Below are 21,645 nucleotides of genomic sequence, written 5' to 3'. Positions count from 1 at the left end.
ATACTTAAAGCTAAAAAGGAGGATTTCGTTATGAATATTTTAATTTTAGGTGCAACTGGACGAGTTGGCGGTCATCTAGTTGATTATGCCCTTCGGGACAACCATCATGTGACTGTATTGGTTCGTTCGCCTGAGAAGATTCAACTAAATCATGAACAGTTAACGATTATAGAAGGTAATGTTTTAAATATAGAGGATGTCGAACGAGCAATGCATGGGGTCGATGTAGTGATTAGTGCGCTTAATACTGATGGGGCAACAACTTTGTCAGAAAGTATGCCGCACATTATTGAAGCAATGGAAAACGAAGGTATTCAACGGATTATTACTGTAGGAACAGCAGGTATCCTGCAAAGTAGGACGACTCCACATTTGCTGCGTTATCAATCAAGTGAATCAAAGCGTAAATTAACCCGTGCAGCCGAAGATCATCATAAAGCTTATGATCTGCTTAACCAATCATCACGCCAATGGACGATTGTATGTCCAACATATTTACCGGATGGGGATAGAGTAGGCGAATATCGTGTGGAACGGGATGTATTGCCGGTTGATGGCGTTAAAATACATGTACCGGATACAGCAGAATTTACATATAAGCAGATTAACAGCGACAAATATGTAAAATCACGTGTTGGTATTGCCTACTAATTTTTCCAGGTACTCTATTAAGCTGAAAACCTAACACTAGCATCATAAGTTATCGCAACACAATATCAAACCGTTGCGGCTACGAATAATTGTTGGAAATAATCGTAGGTAGTTTTTGTATGATTATTAAATGATTATTAAATATAATAGACCGGACCTTTGCAGAAACAAGCAAAGGTCCTTTTCGAATTCCTTCTTTAAAAAACCTTAAAACTTTTGAAACAAAAGTGTTTACAAATAATAATATATCAATTATAGTCATTGTAGAGTCAAAATATCTGCAATTGAAAAGGAGCGTTTAAATGAATCAAAAATTAATGAGGAAAATAAACAACTTGGAGAGTATCAATCGATTCCCGGCCGAGGAGTTATTTCAGTTCGTATCCCTAAATAAGGAGGATAAATTATTAGATCTTGGAGCAGGCGTTGGCTATATAAGTCTTCCATTTTCCAAGTATGTCGATGAAGTAATTGCACTGGATTTTGATGAAGATGTTTTAAAGTACTTGGAAACAAAAGCTGAGGAAAATGGAATGACCAATATTAAAACGCTTGTATCAGATTTCAAAGATATACAACTGGGTAACGGAGAAGTTGATAAGGCTGTTGCTTCAATATCACTTCATGAAGTTCAACCACTTTCGCTTGCATTAGGCGAAATATATAGAGTTTTAAAAGATAAAGGCGTGTTTCTTTGTATTGAATTAGAGAAGTCGGCGTTATCAACTGGTCCGAGAGTTTCATCAAAAGATATGAAAGAAGAAGTTATAAATGCTGGCTTTGATAACGTCGAGATTTTTTATCCTCAAATGAAAATGGTTAATGAGGCTGTTTATATAATTGTTGCACAAAAAAATAAATAATAAGGTATTGAACTAGTTGTTAAAATCAAACTTAACAACTAGTTTTATCTTTTACCTAGAAAAAAGGAGCATTAAAATGAGTACAAAAGAAAAGCTGAATGCTAGTGAAAAACTTAGAACTGAAAAACCTTCTACATTAATAGTGAATTTATCTGTACCAGCAATGGTGGGCATATTCGTTATGGCTCTATATAATCTCGTTGATATGTTCTACATTTCACTTGCAGAAGGTGTCGATGCAGTTGCAGGATTAACTGTTTCTTTCCCTGTGATGATGATTGTGATGACTTTAGCAGCTGCAGTAGGTGTAGGTACGTCTTCAGTCATCGCCAGACGATTGGGGGAAGAACGAGTTGACGAATCCAACAAGATTTTCGGGACTTTTATATTTTTAATCCTGCTCATTAGTGTAGTAAGTATACTAGTTGGTATTTTTCTATTGGATAATCTTTTGATTTTATTTGGGGCAACAGAAAATATTATCGGATTTGCTTCTGCGTATATGTTACCAATCTTATTGGGTTTCTTTTTCGTTAGTTTTTCAATGGCCACAAATATTGTGATACGGGCAGAGGGAAATGCGAAATTTGCCATGTATGCAACGATTACCCCTGCAATCATTAACATTATCATTGATCCTATCCTTATATTCGATTTTGGTTTTGGGTTAGGCGTTATGGGTGCTGGTATAGCAACGGTAATCTCACAAGGGATAATGAGTATAATCATTTTGATCTATTATCATAAAGGTTATAGCGCTCTTACCATTTATCTTCAAAATATAAGAATGAGGATTTCTACTATAAAAGAGATTGTCGCAATCGGATTTCCAACATTTATGCACACTGCATCATTTAGCATAATCGCTATATTGATTAACACGATGTTGATAAAATACGGAGGAGATATGCATTTGGCTGCTTATGGTGTCGCACAACGTGTCATTGCCTTTGCGATCATACCTATTAATGGGGTCATGCAAGGAATGTTACCAATTGTAGGGTATAACTACGGTGCACAACTATATGAAAGAATGAGAAAGACGATATGGTTATCGTTTAGATATGTTTCAATTACCTCTATAGTAGTCGTTCTTCTCGTTCAATTATTCCCCGAGTATGCCATGAGTATCTTCACAAGTAATCCAGAGTTTATAGAAATAGGATCAACTGCAATGAAAATCATTTTTTCTCTTTATTTTGTCGTTGGCGTACAAATTATTGCCGGAGGGATTTTTCAGGCTTTAGGGAAACCTAGGCAGGCCTTAATTCTTTCTCTATCCAGACAAGTGTTTTTCTTGGTGCCATTAGTGATAATCTTACCTATTTACTTCGGTGTGTACGGGGTGTTTATTGCATTCCCTATCGCTGATCTATTAACATTTATTCTAGCAAGTTCTATGCTGTACCGGGATAGAGATACAATCCTTGTTAAAGGCGTAAACGAATAAAGAATACATTCAAAAGATTGTCTGTGGGTTTTCAATTGTATATTATAGATATTACGGATAGACTTTAATGTAATATAATAAATGGGGTTGAAAAAATGCAGTTTGCAAAAAGTACTGATTATGCGCTACATGCCTTAGTTCACTTGGCGAATCCAGAGCACGAAGACAAAATAGGGATAAAAGAATTAGCCGAAATGCTCAATGTATCGGAAAGTTATTTGTCTAAAATAATGACTCAGTTACGAAAAGATGGGCTTGTAAGAGCCGTCCCTGGTGTGAAAGGTGGATATGAACTATCACGACCAGCTAGCCAGATCACATTTTTAGATGTTATTTTGTCTACTGAAGGCAGACAAGAAATGTTTAATTGTTCGAATTCAGATTCTAGACAACATACGTCATTGACTGATGAAAGCAATGAATTAAAGAAAAATCAACGCGTTTGTAGAATCAAAGAGGTCATGGATAACGCCGAAAGCACCTTAAACCAATTTTTAGAAAGTCAAACCATACAATCTATTCTAGATAAGGCAAGTAAAAACTGTCATCACCAAGATAGTACAGTACAATCATGATCATACAAGAAGAAATCGACAAAATGCTCTGAAAGTCGATATCTTCTTTTTTTTGAAGGAAATTGGACTCGCAATCCAGAATGGAGTAGTTATAAAAACAATGTAAAATAGACTTTAAGCAGAGAATAGGAGTGTGGCATTTATGAATGAATCGAAGATGAAAGAAAACAACAATAGTGTAATTGAATTTATTGAAAGGGTTGAAAGTGAGAAAAAGAAGGCAGATGCGTATCAGTTATTGGAAATTTTTGAAGAGGTAACTGGTTATGATGGGAAAATGTGGGGACCGAGTATTATAGGCTTTGGTAGCTATCACTATAAGTATGCATCAGGACGTGAAGGGGATGCGCCTTTAGTGGCTTTTTCACCAAGAAAGGCAAAGGTTAGTCTTTATTTGACCTATGAGAGTGAGGAAAGAGATGAATTATTAGAAGGTTTTGGTAAACACACGAAGAGCAAGTCTTGTATTTATGTGAATAAATTAGCTGATATCGATACCAATGTTTTAAAGAATTTAATAAAACATACAGTGGAAATATATCAGAATCGTTATACGAAAGAATAAAGATAGATTGTAGAAAGTAATGTTGCTAAGGAAGAAAGGTATCATGGAGGTATAATTATGTGGCTAATATTAGGACTTATTGCTATGACAGCAACTTTTATTAATCTTTATATGTATGGTGTAGGCAAAGATTATAAATTGGCAATGGCTATGGGAATATCATTTACAGCACTAACACTCGTTGCAGCATACAGTATGGTGTCCGACTGGGTAGAGGCGGAAGATTGGTCCGCTTTATTAGATGTAGTGCCTACGATGGAAAAAGCGTTTTGGGGTTTGACGATTATATCGATTTTATTAAATATAACGCCTATATTTTTAGAGATGAAAAATAAAAAGTAAATACTTGTTGGTCTATTATTTGTTTCAGCTTATAGTCAAGAAATCCTCAATGAACAAATGATTAAGAAATAAAGTCGCCACTAGTTAGAAATGATGTTCTTCAGATACGATGCTTTTTTAATTTACTTCTGATATAGGGGTGCTCGAAATGAAGAAATTTATCTCTATTCTCCTTATTCTCCTTTGTTTATTTATTGCAGGTTTTTTTTACAAAGGTAGTATCGATGGGTTTAAAGGATACTTAAGCGAAGAAAGCATTGAAGTTAATGAAGTATCAATTACCCATAAGTCTATATTTGATAAAAGATTGCTCGGAAAGGAACCTCATCACCTTGAAATTTCAAGTGAAGATTTCCTGCATATCTATAAGTATCCGAGTAAAAGCCTAGCTCAAATGGCAAAAGATACTTTTATTAAGAAAACAGAATCGATGGATATGGTTGCCCACAATTTATATGTGATAGAAGATATGTTTATCATCTATGAATTTCATAGCGAAGTAAATGATTTCAACAAGTACCTGTCCGAAATAATAAGTGAGTATAAGAAATGAATCAAGGAGTTGTATAAAATGGATGAAAATAAAGGTACTGAAATAAAACGCTCTTCAAAAGCAGAAAACATTCTACTTCAGATCAATAGTAACACTAAGCTAGGCGACTTACGAAAAATTGCGAAGGACATTAAAAGAGATCATGAACTAGCTATGGAACTTTGGTCAACCGAAGCGTTTTTGCCCAGACTATTAGCAATCTTAATCATGGACAAAAAACTTCTTTCACAAGATGTGCTAAATAATCTTGATAAGGATATGCAGACGCACACTTTTGATGAGCGGAATAACTTAATGGATTGGTTAATGGCTAATCAGCTCACCAAAGACAAGAAGAAAATTGCATTGATGGAGTCATGGGAAAAGAGTCCTTCTGCTCTTCAAAGGCGAACTTTCTGGTATTATCAAGGGAGATTGAGATGGACTGGACAAACACCGCCTGATAACACCGCAGACTTGCTATCTGCAATAGAAGCTAATATTGCGCAGGAAGAACCGGAAGTTCAATGGGCTATGAATTTCACCGCAGGCTGGATAGGCGTTTATGATGAAAAAAATCGTGCACGTTGTATTAAACTTGGTGAGAAAACGGGTCTTTACAAAGACGAAAAAGTAGCAAAAGGATGCACGCCCAGCTATTTGCCGGAGTTCATTACGATTGAAGTTAACAAACGACATAATAATTAGTTACCTCTGAAAAATTATGGGGGTAATGCAATAAATAAGGTATATAATCGGCGGAGGAGGGATATGAGATGATTGATGCGTGTGAGCCGCTAATTGTAGAGTTTCCATTGAGAGGAGAATGGCACTCTCCTAACACACCAGGTACAAAAATTCCGAGTCACGGCACAAATAAATTAGGATTAAGATATGCTTATGACTTTATACAAGTGGATTGGGAAAGAAAAGGCTGGCCCGCCTATCGTGTTAGTTTGGCGCAATATCTACTTTTTGGGGTTCCCTTAGATGAATTTTATTGTTGGGGGCAAGACATATATGCTCCTTGCGATGGGATCATTGTCCAAGCAGAGGATGGTTATAAAGAACGAACAAGAACGAAATTGCTGTCAGATATGTCTAACGCTTATAAAAATGCTCATTATTTCGACCCGAAGAAAGATGACATTCAATCAGTTGCTGGCAACTACATCATTATAAAATGTAGCGACAATGTATATGCTGGATTAGTCCATCTTCAAACAGGGTCAATTCAGGTTTCAGTTGGTCAGCGTGTAAAAAAAGGTGAAGTAATTGGTAGAGTTGGTCATTCCGGTAACTCCTTTGCTCCGCATTTACATTTTCAACTTATGGATAGTAGTGACATAGCTACTGCAAACGGATTGCCTTTTGCTTTCGAAAAATACGAATTATTTAAAAATGGCATATGGGAAAAGGTAAATAATGGGATTCCAACAAATAAGGATAGAATAAGATTTCAAAAATCTGTTGAATTTGATTAAATTAAAACTGCATAAAGGCGTACCGTCAGGAAAATGGGTTTAGCGTTGTAACTCCGCATTTTCCTGCCCAATTAGTCTTTCTCAGATTTTTCACGTTCATTTCTTTCTTTTTGCTTTAACCAATAATCGGGTGCTTCATAATTAATTAAAGCATAATCCAATTCAGCGTCATTAGTTGCTAATTGAACCAACAAAAATTTCTCCTGATTACTAGGAGTTATATCTGCTGTTTTAATGTTGATAACCTCTACGCCTGTTCGTTTAGGTGTTCCAACAATGACAACTTGATTTCCTTTTGTGTAAACATCTGTGATATTTGTTTGAAACACAACTATATACAAGTCAAGATCATTTTCATTCATAGCAGTAGGAAAAGCAATACCTACATTCTGTGTGAAATCTAATTCGGCTGAAATTCCAATAGCATAAAAAGGGAATATGCGGTGGAGAGAATAGTGAATTCGAGTAGGCATATAACTCCATCTTCCAGTCGTGCTATGCCAGTGTTCTTCATAGATTGGTCTACTATAGTTCAGTTCACTTTTTATTACTTTGAAAGGAATTTTTCTTCCTTCTTTTAATACTTCTGAAATAGGGATGACATCGGTAGGGAAATGCACCTCCATTCCTTTTTCAAATGGGAAAGGTGAATCTAGAATAGTGGTAGGTTCGGGTGGTTCGAGGTTATCTAACCGTTGTTCCAATTCGTGAATTCGTTCATTTACATTTTTATCGCTTTTTGGTTGTGAGGAAGATAACTCCCTTAATTTTGTATGTAGCGACTGACTGTAAACAATTAAGCTCAAAATAATTAAAAAACATATTATAAAGCCAATCCTCGTTTTTAACATACGCTAATCACCTCATCATATTATCTGCTTTTACAAGGGAGTTATGCGGAATGAACGATTTAAGGTTTCACAAGAAGGAGAGTAATTTAAGTGAGGTATATTGAGATTGGTCTAGCTATATTTCTTATAAGTCATTGCTTGCTTTTGATAGGTTTGTACTTAGAAGAGGGTTTTTTTATCCCGGGTTTTATTGTCCTTTGGATAGGAGTTGCAATGACGGCTATTGGCGTTAAGAAGAGGGATAGTTTGTTACATTAACGGGCGCGCTTGTTTAATATGCGTCACTTTTTTCTTCTTTCACTAAAGGTGCTTTACTTTAAGATCACTTGGGCTGCATTTGCGGCTCTTTTTCTTTATTGAATTTTATTAAACTTACGAGGCATGTTATTTTGGTGTTACGCAACCGTTTTAATTGAGTAACGGAGTTAACTACCTCCATGAGCGGGGCATTATAGTGAAAATAAAGAATCAATCCTACAAAACGGTGCACAAATTGTCGGACGTCTATCTTCGATGCTTGCTATTCTATTGATGAAGGAGGTCATATAATGGATTCGCTGAAAAATATGAATGATTCAATGAAGTATATCGAGGAGAACCTTACGAATAAAATAGACTTCAAAATGGTGGCAAGGTTAGCGCAATGTTCCGAATATCATTTTAAAAGAATGTTTTCTTTCCTTGCAGGAATTCCGTTATCCGAATACATTCGCCGCAGACGACTTAGTTTGGCAGCATTTGAGCTTTATAATAGTGACGTTAAAGTAATTGATATTGCGATGAAATATGGATACAATTCACCGGACTCTTTTACCAGAGCTTTTCAAAATTTACACGGAGTAACACCATCCGAGGCAAGAAACATTGGACAGCCATTAAAAGCCTATCCACTCATGACCTTCAGGTTATCAATTAGAGGAGGAAATGAAATGAATTATCGAATTGAAGAAAAAGAGGCATTTAACATCGTTGGGTTGATGAAAATAGTCCCCGTTATTTTTGAGGGGGAAAACCCGGAAATCACAGCGATGTGGCAATCTTTGACGATGGAAAAAATAGATCAATTAAAAGAGCTTTCTAATGTCGAACCTAAAGGAATGATTCAAGCATCTACAAACTTTTCTGAAGGACGCATGGAAGAAAAAGGAGAACTAGATCAATATATAGGCGTGGCAACAACACAAGAATGCCCTGAAAACTTCTCAAAACTTGTAGTACCTGCTTCAACATGGGCTGTATTCGATTCAATTGGGCCATTTCCTAGTACACTACAGGAAACGTGGGGGAGGATATATGCTGAGTGGTTTCCATCTTCTAGCTATCAGGTAGTAGAAGGGCCTGAAATCTTGTCGATTAAAAGTAAAGATTTAACTTCACCATCAGTAAAAAGTGAAATTTGGATTCCGGTGGCGAGAAAATAAATTTGGATTTTAGAAAAGGTTGCCTTTACCTGGCAGCCTTTTCTTATAGTAGCCTAAACCAATCGTTATTTGCTTTTCTTCTCCTTGACCTTAGTAGATTCAGAGTCTTTTTTTACAAAATCAAAAACCTCATCTTTTCCACAAGCTAAATATAAAACCAACAAATAACCTATCAACATGATCACATGTGTGGCAATTGGTACTTCTTTCAAATAGCCGCTAATTATAAGATAAGCCGACACTAGTATCCATATTACGCTAAATATAATCAGAAATCCTTTTTTCATATTATTTACAACTACTCTCTAGTTTTATTAAAAAGTATCTACAATAAATACATAATATCACGCTTTTAGAATTCCTTTCTGTCAATTAACTCAATATAGTCGTTAAGCTACTAGTAGGACCTTTGAATTTATATGCTTCTATTTCATAAAAAGGCATAAAAAAAGGACTGAAATGTTACTATCAGTCCCCTCTAAAAATCGGTCCGCGCAATTTTCACGGAATAAACCTAACACAAGACAATAATTTGTGAAGGCGTCGTCTGCGCTGGAATACTTCGAGTAGTAGCCCCGTAAACAACGATCAAGTAACGATTGGCAGGGTTACGATTAAATAGCTGCCCATTTTCCAATAAAATCCGGGTATCTGGAGAAATATTCAATCTTAAACTTCCATCGCTACTAACCAACTGACGGTCAAAAAAGTCCACTGTCACATTTTGTCCAGGTGCGTCTTTCGCTATCACGATCGCTGCATATTGCGGCGGGAAGATGAGCGGAACAGGCGCGTCTCCGTCGTAAAACCCCGTCACCCGGTCGCCAACTCTTACAATTCGATGATCGACAAAATAAGTGTCAGGCGCGACTACGAAATTCACCAAATCCCCACGCCCATTTTCAACCGAAAATAATTGATAACAACCGCCGTCCAGATCATTTGGGCTGGTTGGAAAATCATTGATCGCGGTTACCGTGCCGCTGAAAGATAGAAAATTCACCATGTTATTTATTGCCTCCTTTGTAAATGAAACCTATACTTCTATAGGTTATGCAAGATGATGAGTGAATGCTTTGAAAATTTGACGTTATGCTACAATAGACTCAAGAATATGGGAATACCGATAAAAATCAAACGTTTGAAGGGAAGGTGCCATATGATTCAAACAAAAAAAGATGTCTTGCGATTTGAAGGTGAATTGAAAGGAATCCAAAAAGGACTTGAAAATTTTACTGAAAATCGTTTCAATGAAAAAATCAAAGAAAGTTGGGAACCGTTAAAGTTTATTGCCGCAAAAGAACGCTTAAAAACAAGGCCGGTCGACACGATTTCGACATTGGAAAAAGGCATGCCGATTAATAGTTTAGTCCATCACGGATTCAAGACGATTTATGATATTAGAAATGAAAGTATAGAAGATTTGAGGAGGATAGATGGTATTGGCTAGATAAGCGCACGGGCAATTTTTGAAGCGGCATCAAAAATCATCACCTCTGTCTATGAAGAAGCGACACCCAAAATGAACCCCGATCATTTATCAACAGATGATGTAGCACTATTGGACAGCATTTATCGAAAATGGAAGCTCACTGATGCAGTACAAGCTTTGAGAGAAGCGATTGGGACGTTAAGTCAACAGGTTGGAACTGAAATTGAAATAGCGAAGCGGAAAAGAGGTTTTTTAGGAAGCCTTTTCCAATCAAAAGCCGAGAAAGAGCAAGTGGAATTGGCGTTTAAGGCATTAAATCAAGGAGCGCATCAAGCAAGCGAAAAAACAGTTTGAGCAGATTCATCAATTTACAGTCAACTCAGAACAACTAAAGAAGCATTTCATCGAAAAAAATGCTGCCTATTATACTGAAATTGAATATGTAATTGGTTATGACGCTACTGCAATAGCAGAAGATTTGTCGAATGAAATTATCGAGGAAATCCAAGCGTTTCCTTTAGATACAACGGGGCTGAAAGTAGATTTGCGGCATTACCAAACGTTCGGAGCGTAATATGCCTTGCATTATAAACGCACTTTACTCGGCGATGAAATGGGGTTGGGGAAAATGATTCAAGCCTTGGCGCTGATCAATCAAATTCATCACTCGGTAAACGGCTGCCGTTACAAATAAATGTATTAGGCCCTTGACTTTGCGTACTTAACTTTCGATAAGTTTGCCCATATGAGAGTCTACTATATTTTATGAGTGCAATACCCTAACGATACATAATCCAGTTTTGATTCATTAACGTTATATATGTCCGATTAAGGTTGTATTTTAAATGTCCTCCATAAGAAGGTGATCTCGAAATCCAATACAATAATAATCAGTTTTTACGTAATTTATTATTAGTACTACATTACTAACTTTAATTTATTCAGTTATTTAGTTGACAATAAGTTTTTAATGACGTATATTAATATCAAGTAAAGGGAATTACTATAAACATTCGTATTTAGTAATCGCATACTAACTAACGAAAGGGAGATGAATAACATTAAAATGAATAATCAAATATGGAAAATGGCGGATACTTTAAGAGGGGAACTTCCTATCTCAGATTACGCTGAATTATTTTCGGTAGGAGGTTTGCTTGTATATCTAAGTAAAGATTCCAGGTATGAAAAAATTGTAGATATACAAAAGATGTTGAGAGCAGAAGCAAATGCACGAGAGAAATTGCAACAAACCCTTCACAATATCGAAAATGAAATTCCTTATTTTAAAGGCGTTTTTGACGAAATGAGCGTACTGAAACAACTAGAATCTACCCAAATCACGAGGTTTTTTTACGAGTTAAGTTCCATTAACATGAACGGAAACATGGAAGTAGTTGAATGGTTGGACGAAGCATTAAAAAGGATTGCAGCAGAAAGCGGTAGAAATGGAGGGGAATCCGTCACTCCTGAATCCATAAATAAATTAGCAATAGCCATTCTAAATCCAACGAAAGGTTCCATTTATGATGGAGTGGCAGGGTATGGTGGCGGTTTATTGGAAGCGCAACGTAATGCCTGGAAACAAAATAGTTCTTTGAAATTATACGGACAAGAAATTGATGTAAGAGCATGGGCGATTTCGAAAATTAGACTATTTATATCTGGGGATGAGGAAAATCAAATTCTAAAAGGGGATGTATTAAACCAGCCAGAATTTGTAGAAGAGAATGCATTGAAAAAATTTGATTTTGTTTATATGGACGCTCCATTTTCAATGACGATCAATAACTATGATAGCTTAGCCAATGATCAATATAATCGCTTCTTCTATGGTATGCCTTCACGTTCTAACGGTGACTTTGCATTTATCTCTCATGCGCTTGCCTCTTTAAATGAGGATGGAAGGGCAATTGTCGTGACAACAGAAGGTGCTTTGTTTAGAGGAGCAGCCGAGGGAAGAATTAGAAAGAACATTATTTTATCGGACATGATTGAAGCTGTTATCTCTTTACCATCTGGACTTTACGACGGAACAAGTATCCCGGTAAATTTGCTTGTATTTAATAAAAATAAAAATGAATCAAGAAAAAATAAGATTTTATTTATTCAAGCAAGCGATCTGTTTACTGAGAAAGGCCGTAAGAAAAGAGTTCTTTCTGAAGAAGCAATCCAGAAGATAACGGATACTTTTCAATATGGGAAAGAAATCAGTGAGTTTAGTACATTTGTTCATCATTCCGAGTTAGTTGATGGCAACCTCAACACAAACAGATACGTACTTCCGAATGAAGTAGAAGTGGAAGGATTCGGCCCGGTGAGTTTTAATATGGACGCTTTCGAAGATGTGACTACGATTTCCTTAAAGGACGTTGCTACCCTGTTTAGGGGATTCAATGTCGGATCGAAAAATAAAGAAAGATCTGACGGTAAATTTAGAATTGTAAGATTGTCTGATGTGCAAAATGGCAAGTTAATGATGGAGAACATATCACGTTACCATATCGAAAACAACGCGAAAATAAACTTTTATGAATTACAAGAAGACGATGTCATCTTATCAATCAGGGGAAACTCGTTAAAGGCGGCGGTTGTACCAGCAGATGATGAGGATTTGTTGCTTTCTCAAAACTTTATGGGAATACGGTGCAACAACAGGCTGAATCCTGATTTTCTAAAAGTCTATTTAGAAAGCCCGCTTGGCCAATATTTATTGACCAACAAAATGTCGGGTACCGCAATCCCTACATTGAGTAGAAAAGATATAGAAACATTAGAAATTCCGCTCCCGCCAATCGAAGAACAACAACAAATGATGGAACAATATATCGCGAAAGAAGTGCAAGTGGAGAAAGAAATTGAACGGCTAAAAGCGGAACTGATGGAGATGAAAATCCAAACCTATACGCAAATGGGGATTAAGGATGTATTTAGTTTATAGTAGCAATTAAAAAAGATGCTATATAAACAATCATGTTCCCTAAATGGTTCATGATTGTTTATATAGCAAACAAAAACCAGGGGGAGATTCAAAATGGAAATGATGTATTGGAAGGCAGTGATTCGATATGGGCATGTAGGGCGTAGAAATGAAGTGAGTGTGGCAAGGCATTTAATGTTTCCCAAAGATACCCTTATCTATGAGGTGATTAAAGAAATTCATTTAATGCCAGGAACGAAGAATAATTGTATTCAGTCTATTTATGAAGTTACAGAAGAGGAATTTTTGCAGGGAATTGAAGGAGAGAAAGATAACTTCTACTTGCAAAACTTGTTTCAGTTAGCTGCTTAGGGAAATAGTTGCAATTTTAGTTTGGCAGGAAACTAATTGTAAAAAGGGGGAGTTTTAATTGGTTAAAATTAAAGAGACAGATTACCATCACGGCGCACTAACTGCGGTACTTGTAAATAACGGATATAATTTAATCTTATGGGAAACACATGAAACAAGAAGAAGTTATAAAGTGACGCTAGGTAAAGATGAATTTATAATCTACTCGAAATATGCTTCAAAACCAACATCAAAAAAGGGAAAGAAATCTTCTACTTGGTCTTATTCATTTACGGATGATGAGATAGAAAAAATAAAAGGCCATATGAAAGAATTCAAAAACTCAAAGGTCGCTCTAATTTCTGGGAATGGGAATACTAAAGGTGGAGAGCTAGTGATTCTTGGTAAAGAAGACTTTCTGATATGTATCGGGGATGGGTGGAATAGTGAAAATCCATATATTAGTATCTTGAAAGAAAAGTATTGTCAATTACGGGTTTATGGGAGAGGGGTTGCTAGGAATCAGGCATTTATTCCGAGGATGGATATCATCAAATCACGATAAATGAAATCGGAAACTATTGATGTCTAAGGGCAAGCCAAGATGGGTTCTGAATTTTGGTGCCAGGATCAATACGATTTCGAATTGTTTTAGAACCTAAATTTTTTTCCGATACCTATCACTGCCTCAATTCGCGGAAGAAAGCGAAAAGTGTCAGTGACAGACACCGGGTGTGTTTTCATCCTTTATATCTATGCGTGGCGTTAATACGATTATCCTGCTTTCATGGCTAGAAAGAAAATAAACAAGTATAATAGAGGTTCATCATTGTAAGAAAAACTGTTTTTAAAAGGAGAAAAGTTATGATTACATCAGAAGAAATTAAAAGAAGACTTTGGGATGGCGCCAATGAATTAAGAGGTTCTATGGATGCAAGTCGATATAAAGATTATATGCTTGGATTAATGTTCTATAAATTTTTGAGTGATCAAACACTAGAGACATTTAAAGTAACAAGTGGGGTCAATGAAACAAATGAAACTAAATTAGTAGTAGCTTACTATGAAGCGCATGAACAATACGGCGATCAATTATCTAGTATGATTCGAAATGTATTAGGGTATTACGTATTACCTGAATATCTTTACCAAACATGGTTAAGCGATATAAATAGTGGAGAGTTTGAAGTTCAAAAAGTAATAGATAGCTTAAATAATTTTGAACGCACAATTGCAGTTACTGGTGATTCCGATGATTTTAAAGGCCTTTTCTCAAGTTCAACACTCGACTTAACGAATACAGCACTTGGGAATAACTTAAATGAACGAAGCAGAAACATAAGAAATTTGATTTTACTTTTTGCAGACTTAAACATGGTTGCGTTACAAAAAGGCGATGTATTAGGAGATGCATACGAGTACTTAATTGGTCAATTTGCAATGGAGTCTGGTAAGAAAGCGGGAGAGTTCTATACGCCTAGACAAGTAAGTGAAGTAATGGCTCAAATTGTAGCTAAATCTTCTAATATTAACTCAATCTATGACCCGACAGTAGGTTCAGGTTCCTTATTATTAACTGTTAGAAATCACCTGAAGGGAGACGCACAAAAGACATTAAATTACTTTGGGCAAGAAAAAAATACTGCAACATATAATTTAACGCGAATGAACTTATTGCTGCACGGTGTTAGACCAGAGCGAATGACGATACGAAATGGCGACACTTTAGCAGAAGACTGGCCAGAAGATCCAGAACGCTCGAGTGAAGGTGTTCAGTTTGATGCAGTTGTTATGAACCCGCCCTATTCTGTGAAAAATTGGAATCAATCTGACTTAAAAGTAAGTGATCCCAGATTCGAAATTGCGGGTGTTTTACCGCCCAATTCAAAAGGGGATTATTCCTTTTTATTACATGGCTTATATCACTTAGGCCAACAAGGAACAATGGCCATTGTTTTACCACACGGCGTGCTATTCAGAGGTGGCGCAGAAGGTCAAATTCGTCAAAGACTTTTAGACAAGAACTATATCGATACGGTTATTGGTTTACCTGATAAATTGTTTTCTAATACAGGTATCCCTGTAACGGTAGTGATTTTAAAGAAAAATCGTAAACTAAATGATCCAGTTTTAATGATAGACGCTTCACACACATTTACTAAAGAAGGTAAACAAAACGTCTTACGAGAAAAAGACATTGCAAAGCTTGTCGACACATACGAAATGCGTAACGAAGAAAAAGGATACAGTCATTTAGCCACAAGGGAAGAAATCATTGAAAATGAATATAACTTAAATATCACTCGTTATATTGAGTCGATTGATGAAGATATTCCAGAAGATGTAGACGCACATTTATATGGCGGCATTCCTTATAGAAACATTAAGAATCTTCATGTGTTACAAGAGACAGTGCCACATATAATTGAAGATTCCATCGAAGAAATTAGAGAAGATTATGTTACCTTAAAGAAATCAATTAATGAAATAACGAATGAAGTGTTAAATGATGCATATGTTTTAGATAAATCAAAAGCAGTAGAAGAAGAATTACTAGCTTTCCAAAATAAATATTGGGATTTACTTAAATCTGTTGATGACGTGAATAACATTCGAGACATAAGAGAAAGTATGCTTGCGGGCATCAAAGATATTTTATTAGCGTTCAATCATATTGATGAATACGATGGTTATCAGATTATAGCAGATATTTGGGAAAATAAATTAACTGAGGACACGGAAGTAATCGCCTTAAGCGATTTTTATACGGAAGCTCGTAATCGAGTACCATTAATGGTTACAAAAGGATCTGGAAATAATAAACGTGAAGAACAAGATGGCTGGATAGGAAGTCTTGTTCCGAATGATTTGATTAAATTTAAGCTATATAAATCTGAACTAACCGAAATCGAAACAAAAGAGTCTAGGTTACAAGAAGTTGAAGCAGAACTAACCGAGCTAGTAGAAGCTGCAAAAGTAGAGGAAAGCGATGAAGAAGTTGCTTTAGGGGACGCACTTAATGAAAGAGAAGATGCCTTCTTAGTTGGTTCCGTCAGATCTGAATTAAAAGCAGCAGAGAAAGATAGTACAGACTATACGTTATTAAAAATTGTTGAATCATTATTAAATGAGAGAACAAAGTTAAATCGTGATATTAAAAAATTAGAAACTGAATTAAAAGCAATGGCTGAAGACCGCATTGAAACATTAACTGATGAAGAAATTAACAAGCTAATGTACGAAAAATGGTTTGGGTCAGTCATTTCAAAAGTTAACCGTTTACTTGAAAATCCATTAACTGAAGAATTAGCAGTGCTTGAACAACTACAAAATCGTTATTCAGACACGTTAGAAACGTTGGAAGAAGAAAGCGAAAAGTTAGAGAAAGAGCTTGACGAAATGATGGAACAATTGGTGGTGAGTGAATGATGAGTCAAAAGAAATTAATACCAAAAAAAAGATTCAAAGGGTATTTTGATAATTGGGAAGTATATAAATTAGAAGATTTGTCAGAAATAAGAACAGGAAAGGCATTTAAAAGTACAAATTTCAAAAGAAACGGAGAATATTTAGTAGTTACTAATAAAAATATACAAGATCAAATGTATAAAATAGAATCAAAGGGAGATAGAATTAATATTTCTGACGAAAGTATTCTAAGGAACTATTTACTAACAGGAGAAAATATACTGGTTACAATGGATGGTGTTAACATAGGTAAGGTTGGTAAATATAGTAATAATGAAGGGGTTTTAGCACAGCGAGTAGGTAGAGTTAATTCAGAACAAATTGAATTTATATATCAAATAACTAGTAATAATAAATTCTTGACTGAAATGAATAAACTATCAGTTGGCAATGCTATAAAGCACATTTCTTTAAAACAAATAGCAGAATATACATTTATGGCTCCTAAATATAATAGCGAACAACAAAAATTAGGTCAATTCTTTAAACATCTTGATGACATGATTGCTCTTCATCAAAGAAAAATTGATAAAACAAAAGCATTAAAGTCGGCTTATCTTGCCGAAATGTTCCCTGCTGAAGGTGAACGCGTACCGAAAAGAAGGTTTTCTGGTTTTACGGATGAATGGGAAATTAAAAAACTAGGAGAAATTGGTCAGACATTTAATGGTTTGTCAGGAAAAACAAAAAAAGACTTTGGAATTGGTGATGCTGAATTTGTCACATATTTGAATGTTTTTAATAACCCTATTTCAAATACCAATATAACTGAAAATGTTGAGATTGATTTAAAACAAAATGAAGTAAAGTACGGAGACGTATTATTTACAACGTCTTCAGAAACTCCTCATGAAGTAGGAATGTCTTCTGTTTGGTTTGATAACAGACCTAATGTATATTTAAATAGTTTTTGTTTTGGCTATAGAATTAATATAAGTATTAATTATTTATTTATCGCGTATTTGTTTAGATCTAATATAATGCGTAAACAGATGGAAATATTAGCACAAGGTATATCTCGTTACAATATTTCCAAAAATAAAGTTATGGAAATAGCAATTCTATTACCTGGTAGTGAAGAGCAAAAGAAAATCGGTAAATTCTTCAAAAATCTTGATGATATTATTACAAACCATGAACGAAAATTAGAAAAACTAAAAGCAACAAAACAAGCGTATTTGAACGAAATGTTTGTGTGAAGGGGTGGCATGAATGAGGCGAACTTCAAAAAATGCTTCAGAACAAAATTTTCAAGATAACTTTGTAAAAAGATTAGAAAATTATAAATGGGATGCGCCTGCTAATCTAGATGGCAACAAACAAAAAGTGACTGTTAATGATTTAATAATTCATTGGCGACAAGAGTTAAACCGAATTAATGCGGATCAGTTAGAGGGCGTCCCTCTAACTGATAATGAATTTGGACAAGTAATGGCAAAGGTTAACCAAATTGAAAATAGTTTTGAAGCATCTAAACTTCTGGCAATGGAAGCTTCTACTGGGAAAATAGATGGGATTTATCGAGATCCAAGCGCAGGTATAACGAGAGAACAAATTACGTTAACTATTTTCAAAAAGGCAGAAGTAAGTGGAGGCGACTCTAGTTATAAAATCGCAAGAGAGGTTGAAAGTCCAAACGGAAATCGTTTTGATTTAATTCTCCTTATCAATGGGTTGCCTTTAATTAACATCGAACAAAAACGTTCAGATAAGACGTTAGATGAAGCGTTCAGACAATTTAGACGCTATTATCAAGACGGTGAATACACACATAATTTCATGGCTTTCTCACAAATGATGGTCATGATTTCTGAAGTAGCGACACGTTATTTTGCGACACCAAAAACAATCCATGATTTTAACCCAAGTTTTGTTTTTCATTGGGCAGATAAATACAATACACCAGTCAATGATTGGGAAGATGTCATCAGTCAATTTTTAATGATTCCAATGGCACATCAAATGGTCGGTGATTACCTCGTTATTGATGAAGCGTTAGAAGAAGAGAACCGACGTCATATGTTAATGCGTTCTTATCAAGTACATGCGTTACAGGCTGTTGAAGCAGCTGCTTTTGGTTGGGATAACGCAGACAAAATACCACATGGTGGGTACGTATGGCATACAACTGGATCCGGAAAAACAATCACAAGTTTTAAAACAGCATTGTTTTTATCGACGCGCGGAGGATTTGATAAGGTTGTTTTCCTAGTTGATAGAACAGAACTAGACCAACGAATGAGTGCAAACTTCAAGGCGTATGCAGCTTATGAACCAGTTACTGTCGATGACACACAACATACATATCAACTTAGAAAAATCATGCAATCTTCAACTCGAGGTATTGTTGTGACCACCACTTATAAACTCAATAATTTAGTAAATGAATTAGTAGAAAATCAAGATACAAGATTGGCTGATAAAAAAATTGTATTTATCATTGATGAAGCCCACCGTACAACGATGGGTGGAATGATGGGAACGATAAAAAACTATTTTAAGAAAAACGGTTTATTTTTTGGATATACAGGTACGCCATTATTTGAAGAGAACAAAGCTACAGGAATGATTGATGAACATAGTCAATTAATTGATACGACAGAAAAGTTGTTTGGACCTGAATTACACAAGTATACAATCGATGAAGCGATATCTGATGGGAACGTGTTAGGATTTCACGTTGATTATCTGAATACAGGCGAATTTAAAAGTTATGAAAACTTAAGGGATACAATTATTGAAGATGAAAAAATGAAAAATCCAGATAAAGCGGAGAGAGATATTGAGCGTATTGTGCAAGAATGGTCAGAATTACAAGTTGAAAAGGAAGCGAGTAAAAGAAGGATATTACAATACCATGATGAAACACATATTCCTCGTGTTGTAGAAGAAATTCTTACTAACTGGGAGTCACAATCACAACATAGAAAATTTAACTCTATTTTAACTGTAAGGTTAAAAAAACGGGTCATTGCTTATTTTGAAGAGTTTAAAAAGCAAATGGCATCTCTTGAGAAACCATTGAACGTTGCAATGACGTTTAGTTTTGGTGGCGATGAGGAACGAGATCCAGCCGATCCAAAAGTAGTAGAAGACATGTTTAAAAACTATGCAAAGTTCACTGGGATTGAATTTGTAACGGGAGACCAAAAACAAGGTGAAAAGGCATATTATGAAGATGTCGTTTCACGTGCAACTCGTGGGGGAAGTGGTCGAAATCCTAGAAATATTGACCTTGTTATCGTGGCGGACCAACTATTAACAGGTTATGACTCTCAACTGTTAAATACGCTTTATGTAGACCGTTCTCTCGAATTACAAGGATTAGTGCAAGCATATTCACGAACAAATCGAGTTCATGGTGCTGATAAAGAATTTGGTTCCATCATTAACTTCCAGTATCCAAGAATTACGGAGGAAAAAGTAGACAATGCATTAAGACTCTATGGAACGGGTGGAACGAGCAGTAATGCAATTGTTGATGACTATAAGACAGCAGTTGAGAAATTAGAAGTTAAAATAAATGAGATGAAAACCACATTACAAGATCCTACGACCTGGCAAGAAATTCACAATGATGATGAGAAAAAAGAAGCATTTATTTTAGCGTGTAAAGATGCCGCAAAACAAATGCAATTAGTAGAGCAGTATTATCAATTTGAATGGAACGAAAATGATTTTGGAATTGATGAAAACACATGGTTAAATTATGTAGGAGCGTATAAAAACCTGGTTTTTGAAGAGGGAATACCAGAAGATGATATTACTACACCAACACCACTTCTCGGTAAAACCAGATTAGTGGGAACTCAAGTAATTGATGCTAGTCATATTCTAGAGCTAATTGGCGAAAAAACAACGTCCTCAAATGGAAAACAACACGTAGATGCGGAAACATTACGTATCATTTATCAGCAAATTGAAGAGCTTAGTAACTTAGGAGACCATGAGAAAGCAAAATTAATAAAAGAATTCGTGGTTACCGAATTAGAAGCAGGCCATGTACAAACGAATATTAGATTCGATGAAGCATTTGAAGAATGGAAAAATGGCAAGAAGAAAGAAGCAATTTATGAACTATCTCAAGAATGGGGCATTAACTCAACAATTTTCGAGAAGTCTGTAGAAGCATATTCAAAGGGAAAACCAGACGATGTACCGTTTATCCATGATTTAACAAGAACGTTAGAATTTTCAGCAGCAACAAACCCTCTGGGACAAAACCAATTAGAGCATAGTATGAAATTAACAAAGGAACTCCCTAAGGTGATACCACAAATAAAGATGAAATATGATTGATTTAGGTTTATTTCAATATTGAAATAAGATTTGTGAATTGATGTTTAAATCTATATTATTTTACTTTAGGAATAAAGCCCAAGCTAAGAGTAAAATAACTAGGTGGATATATTGCAAATATCTAACTGTGAAAATGTAAAAAAGTCTGGGTGCATTTGGGGAATTACCCAACCTAGCATATAATAATGCATCCGATCAAACTTTACGATGTGATTTTTTCTTATATTGATAAAAAATTGATAAAAAAACGATGGAAGAGCATTATGTACCTGTTCCTGAACAGGGCGGCGGAAAGTTAATTCCCGAAAGTACGGGAAGACTAGGACATGTGTATGTAGCCGTCCAGAGTCATTCAGGCATGATTGGTATTTATAAACTTGAAAATGAAGTTGTGAGTGGTACTTGAAAGTTTGATAAATCGGGTGTGGGATCTAGCCGAGA

23 protein-coding genes and 1 riboswitch are annotated in these 21,645 nt (G+C 35.5%); of the genes, 20 read left to right on the top strand and 3 right to left on the bottom strand.

Going from position 1 to position 21,645, the window contains the following annotated elements; all coding sequences use genetic code 11:
- Positions 1-30 precede the first annotated feature (30 nt).
- The 9 genes from JSQ81_RS05790 to JSQ81_RS05750 all read left to right on the top strand — a co-directional run bounded on the left by JSQ81_RS05790 (position 31) and on the right by JSQ81_RS05750 (position 6,462).
- Positions 31-651 (top strand): NAD(P)-dependent oxidoreductase, encoded by a 621-nt coding sequence (locus tag JSQ81_RS05790; protein ID WP_212606764.1) that lies wholly within the window; start codon positions 31-33, stop codon positions 649-651.
- A 302-nt stretch (positions 652-953) separates the two neighbouring features.
- Entirely contained in the window at positions 954-1,514 is a 561-nt protein-coding gene (locus tag JSQ81_RS05785) for a class I SAM-dependent methyltransferase (protein WP_212606763.1), read from the top strand.
- Positions 1,515-1,590: 76 nt separating this feature from the next.
- A complete protein-coding gene (locus JSQ81_RS05780; protein ID WP_212606762.1) occupies positions 1,591-2,964 on the top strand; it encodes an MATE family efflux transporter in 1,374 nt (457 codons plus the stop codon).
- Between the two features lie 95 nt (positions 2,965-3,059).
- Complete coding sequence (locus tag JSQ81_RS05775; protein WP_212606761.1) at positions 3,060-3,539, top strand: RrF2 family transcriptional regulator; 480 nt, start codon at positions 3,060-3,062, stop codon at positions 3,537-3,539.
- Positions 3,540-3,681: 142 nt separating this feature from the next.
- Complete coding sequence (locus tag JSQ81_RS05770) at positions 3,682-4,104, top strand: DUF1801 domain-containing protein (RefSeq protein ID WP_212606760.1); 423 nt, start codon at positions 3,682-3,684, stop codon at positions 4,102-4,104.
- Between the two features lie 57 nt (positions 4,105-4,161).
- Positions 4,162-4,446 (top strand): hypothetical protein, encoded by a 285-nt coding sequence (locus JSQ81_RS05765; RefSeq protein ID WP_212606759.1) that lies wholly within the window; start codon positions 4,162-4,164, stop codon positions 4,444-4,446.
- Positions 4,447-4,594: 148 nt separating this feature from the next.
- Positions 4,595-4,999 (top strand): hypothetical protein, encoded by a 405-nt coding sequence (locus tag JSQ81_RS05760; protein ID WP_212606758.1) that lies wholly within the window; start codon positions 4,595-4,597, stop codon positions 4,997-4,999.
- An 18-nt stretch (positions 5,000-5,017) separates the two neighbouring features.
- Positions 5,018-5,686: a DNA alkylation repair protein gene (locus tag JSQ81_RS05755; RefSeq protein WP_212606757.1), complete on the top strand. Its 669-nt coding sequence runs from the start codon at positions 5,018-5,020 to the stop codon at positions 5,684-5,686.
- 68 nt (positions 5,687-5,754) lie between these two features.
- The gene (locus JSQ81_RS05750; RefSeq protein WP_212606756.1) at positions 5,755-6,462 is read left to right on the top strand and encodes a M23 family metallopeptidase; all 708 of its coding nucleotides are present in this window, start codon (positions 5,755-5,757) and stop codon (positions 6,460-6,462) included.
- A 71-nt stretch (positions 6,463-6,533) separates the two neighbouring features.
- Here the strand turns inward: JSQ81_RS05750 and JSQ81_RS05745 are convergent, their stop codons facing one another.
- Positions 6,534-7,313: a hypothetical protein gene (locus JSQ81_RS05745; protein ID WP_249336647.1), complete on the bottom strand. Its 780-nt coding sequence runs from the start codon at positions 7,311-7,313 to the stop codon at positions 6,534-6,536.
- 548 nt (positions 7,314-7,861) lie between these two features.
- On the opposite strand from JSQ81_RS05745, the gene JSQ81_RS05740 reads away from it, so the two are divergent.
- Positions 7,862-8,734, top strand: coding sequence for an AraC family transcriptional regulator (locus tag JSQ81_RS05740; protein ID WP_212606755.1), 873 nt, complete (start codon positions 7,862-7,864; stop codon positions 8,732-8,734).
- Positions 8,735-8,799: 65 nt separating this feature from the next.
- Here JSQ81_RS05740 and JSQ81_RS05735 read toward each other — a convergent pair whose 3' ends face one another.
- Together JSQ81_RS05735 and JSQ81_RS05730 are read right to left on the bottom strand one after the other, a co-directional pair.
- Positions 8,800-9,021: a hypothetical protein gene (locus JSQ81_RS05735; RefSeq protein WP_212606754.1), complete on the bottom strand. Its 222-nt coding sequence runs from the start codon at positions 9,019-9,021 to the stop codon at positions 8,800-8,802.
- 227 nt (positions 9,022-9,248) lie between these two features.
- Entirely contained in the window at positions 9,249-9,740 is a 492-nt protein-coding gene (locus JSQ81_RS05730; RefSeq protein ID WP_212606753.1) for a hypothetical protein, read from the bottom strand.
- A gap of 153 nt (positions 9,741-9,893) precedes the next feature.
- On the opposite strand from JSQ81_RS05730, the gene JSQ81_RS05725 reads away from it, so the two are divergent.
- From JSQ81_RS05725 to JSQ81_RS05685, 10 genes are all read left to right on the top strand, one after another.
- Positions 9,894-10,184 (top strand): hypothetical protein, encoded by a 291-nt coding sequence (locus JSQ81_RS05725; RefSeq protein ID WP_212606752.1) that lies wholly within the window; start codon positions 9,894-9,896, stop codon positions 10,182-10,184.
- Between the two features lie 72 nt (positions 10,185-10,256).
- Entirely contained in the window at positions 10,257-10,520 is a 264-nt protein-coding gene (locus JSQ81_RS05720; RefSeq protein ID WP_212606751.1) for a hypothetical protein, read from the top strand.
- A gap of 226 nt (positions 10,521-10,746) precedes the next feature.
- On the top strand, positions 10,747-10,860 hold the full coding sequence (locus JSQ81_RS20195) for an SNF2-related protein (RefSeq protein WP_371812514.1): 114 nt from the start codon (positions 10,747-10,749) through the stop codon (positions 10,858-10,860).
- Positions 10,833-10,918: riboswitch (cyclic di-GMP riboswitch) on the bottom strand. It overlaps the preceding gene by 28 nt.
- Before the next feature lie 314 nt (positions 10,919-11,232).
- On the top strand, positions 11,233-13,107 hold the full coding sequence (locus JSQ81_RS05715; RefSeq protein WP_212606750.1) for an N-6 DNA methylase: 1,875 nt from the start codon (positions 11,233-11,235) through the stop codon (positions 13,105-13,107).
- 93 nt (positions 13,108-13,200) lie between these two features.
- Positions 13,201-13,458: a hypothetical protein gene (locus JSQ81_RS05710; protein ID WP_212606749.1), complete on the top strand. Its 258-nt coding sequence runs from the start codon at positions 13,201-13,203 to the stop codon at positions 13,456-13,458.
- Positions 13,459-13,516: 58 nt separating this feature from the next.
- Positions 13,517-14,002 (top strand): hypothetical protein, encoded by a 486-nt coding sequence (locus JSQ81_RS05705; protein ID WP_212606748.1) that lies wholly within the window; start codon positions 13,517-13,519, stop codon positions 14,000-14,002.
- A gap of 299 nt (positions 14,003-14,301) precedes the next feature.
- Complete coding sequence (locus tag JSQ81_RS05700) at positions 14,302-16,866, top strand: type I restriction-modification system subunit M (RefSeq protein ID WP_212606747.1); 2,565 nt, start codon at positions 14,302-14,304, stop codon at positions 16,864-16,866.
- Positions 16,863-18,104, top strand: a complete 1,242-nt coding sequence (locus JSQ81_RS05695) for a restriction endonuclease subunit S (RefSeq protein ID WP_212606746.1) — start codon at positions 16,863-16,865, stop codon at positions 18,102-18,104. Before JSQ81_RS05700 ends, JSQ81_RS05695 begins: the two co-directional genes overlap by 4 nt.
- A 13-nt stretch (positions 18,105-18,117) precedes the next feature.
- On the top strand, positions 18,118-21,204 hold the full coding sequence (locus JSQ81_RS05690; protein ID WP_212606745.1) for a type I restriction endonuclease subunit R: 3,087 nt from the start codon (positions 18,118-18,120) through the stop codon (positions 21,202-21,204).
- Positions 21,205-21,454: 250 nt separating this feature from the next.
- Positions 21,455-21,610, top strand: coding sequence for a hypothetical protein (locus tag JSQ81_RS05685; RefSeq protein WP_249336646.1), 156 nt, complete (start codon positions 21,455-21,457; stop codon positions 21,608-21,610).
- The last annotated feature ends 35 nt before the right edge of the window (positions 21,611-21,645 follow it).

The organism is Sporosarcina sp. Marseille-Q4063, from assembly GCF_018309085.1.
Taxonomy (GTDB): domain Bacteria; phylum Bacillota; class Bacilli; order Bacillales_A; family Planococcaceae; genus Sporosarcina.
This window is presented reverse-complemented; position numbering and strand designations above follow the sequence as displayed.

What these genes read in the sequence shown, in the direction of transcription:
- JSQ81_RS05790 (WP_212606764.1), top strand. Translation starts at nt 31, where the DNA reads ATGAATATTTTAATTTTAGGTGCAACTGGACGAGTTGGCGGTCATCTA.
- JSQ81_RS05785 (WP_212606763.1), top strand. Translation starts at nt 954, where the DNA reads ATGAATCAAAAATTAATGAGGAAAATAAACAACTTGGAGAGTATCAAT.
- JSQ81_RS05780 (WP_212606762.1), top strand. Translation starts at nt 1,591, where the DNA reads ATGAGTACAAAAGAAAAGCTGAATGCTAGTGAAAAACTTAGAACTGAA.
- JSQ81_RS05775 (WP_212606761.1), top strand. Translation starts at nt 3,060, where the DNA reads ATGCAGTTTGCAAAAAGTACTGATTATGCGCTACATGCCTTAGTTCAC.
- JSQ81_RS05770 (WP_212606760.1), top strand. Translation starts at nt 3,682, where the DNA reads ATGAATGAATCGAAGATGAAAGAAAACAACAATAGTGTAATTGAATTT.
- JSQ81_RS05765 (WP_212606759.1), top strand. Translation starts at nt 4,162, where the DNA reads ATGTGGCTAATATTAGGACTTATTGCTATGACAGCAACTTTTATTAAT.
- JSQ81_RS05760 (WP_212606758.1), top strand. Translation starts at nt 4,595, where the DNA reads ATGAAGAAATTTATCTCTATTCTCCTTATTCTCCTTTGTTTATTTATT.
- JSQ81_RS05755 (WP_212606757.1), top strand. Translation starts at nt 5,018, where the DNA reads ATGGATGAAAATAAAGGTACTGAAATAAAACGCTCTTCAAAAGCAGAA.
- JSQ81_RS05750 (WP_212606756.1), top strand. Translation starts at nt 5,755, where the DNA reads ATGATTGATGCGTGTGAGCCGCTAATTGTAGAGTTTCCATTGAGAGGA.
- JSQ81_RS05745 (WP_249336647.1), bottom strand. Translation starts at nt 7,313, where the DNA reads ATGTTAAAAACGAGGATTGGCTTTATAATATGTTTTTTAATTATTTTG.
- JSQ81_RS05740 (WP_212606755.1), top strand. Translation starts at nt 7,862, where the DNA reads ATGGATTCGCTGAAAAATATGAATGATTCAATGAAGTATATCGAGGAG.
- JSQ81_RS05735 (WP_212606754.1), bottom strand. Translation starts at nt 9,021, where the DNA reads ATGAAAAAAGGATTTCTGATTATATTTAGCGTAATATGGATACTAGTG.
- JSQ81_RS05730 (WP_212606753.1), bottom strand. Translation starts at nt 9,740, where the DNA reads ATGGTGAATTTTCTATCTTTCAGCGGCACGGTAACCGCGATCAATGAT.
- JSQ81_RS05725 (WP_212606752.1), top strand. Translation starts at nt 9,894, where the DNA reads ATGATTCAAACAAAAAAAGATGTCTTGCGATTTGAAGGTGAATTGAAA.
- JSQ81_RS05720 (WP_212606751.1), top strand. Translation starts at nt 10,257, where the DNA reads ATGAACCCCGATCATTTATCAACAGATGATGTAGCACTATTGGACAGC.
- JSQ81_RS05715 (WP_212606750.1), top strand. Translation starts at nt 11,233, where the DNA reads ATGAATAATCAAATATGGAAAATGGCGGATACTTTAAGAGGGGAACTT.
- JSQ81_RS05710 (WP_212606749.1), top strand. Translation starts at nt 13,201, where the DNA reads ATGGAAATGATGTATTGGAAGGCAGTGATTCGATATGGGCATGTAGGG.
- JSQ81_RS05700 (WP_212606747.1), top strand. Translation starts at nt 14,302, where the DNA reads ATGATTACATCAGAAGAAATTAAAAGAAGACTTTGGGATGGCGCCAAT.
- JSQ81_RS05695 (WP_212606746.1), top strand. Translation starts at nt 16,863, where the DNA reads ATGATGAGTCAAAAGAAATTAATACCAAAAAAAAGATTCAAAGGGTAT.
- JSQ81_RS05690 (WP_212606745.1), top strand. Translation starts at nt 18,118, where the DNA reads ATGAGGCGAACTTCAAAAAATGCTTCAGAACAAAATTTTCAAGATAAC.
- JSQ81_RS05685 (WP_249336646.1), top strand. Translation starts at nt 21,455, where the DNA reads ATGGAAGAGCATTATGTACCTGTTCCTGAACAGGGCGGCGGAAAGTTA.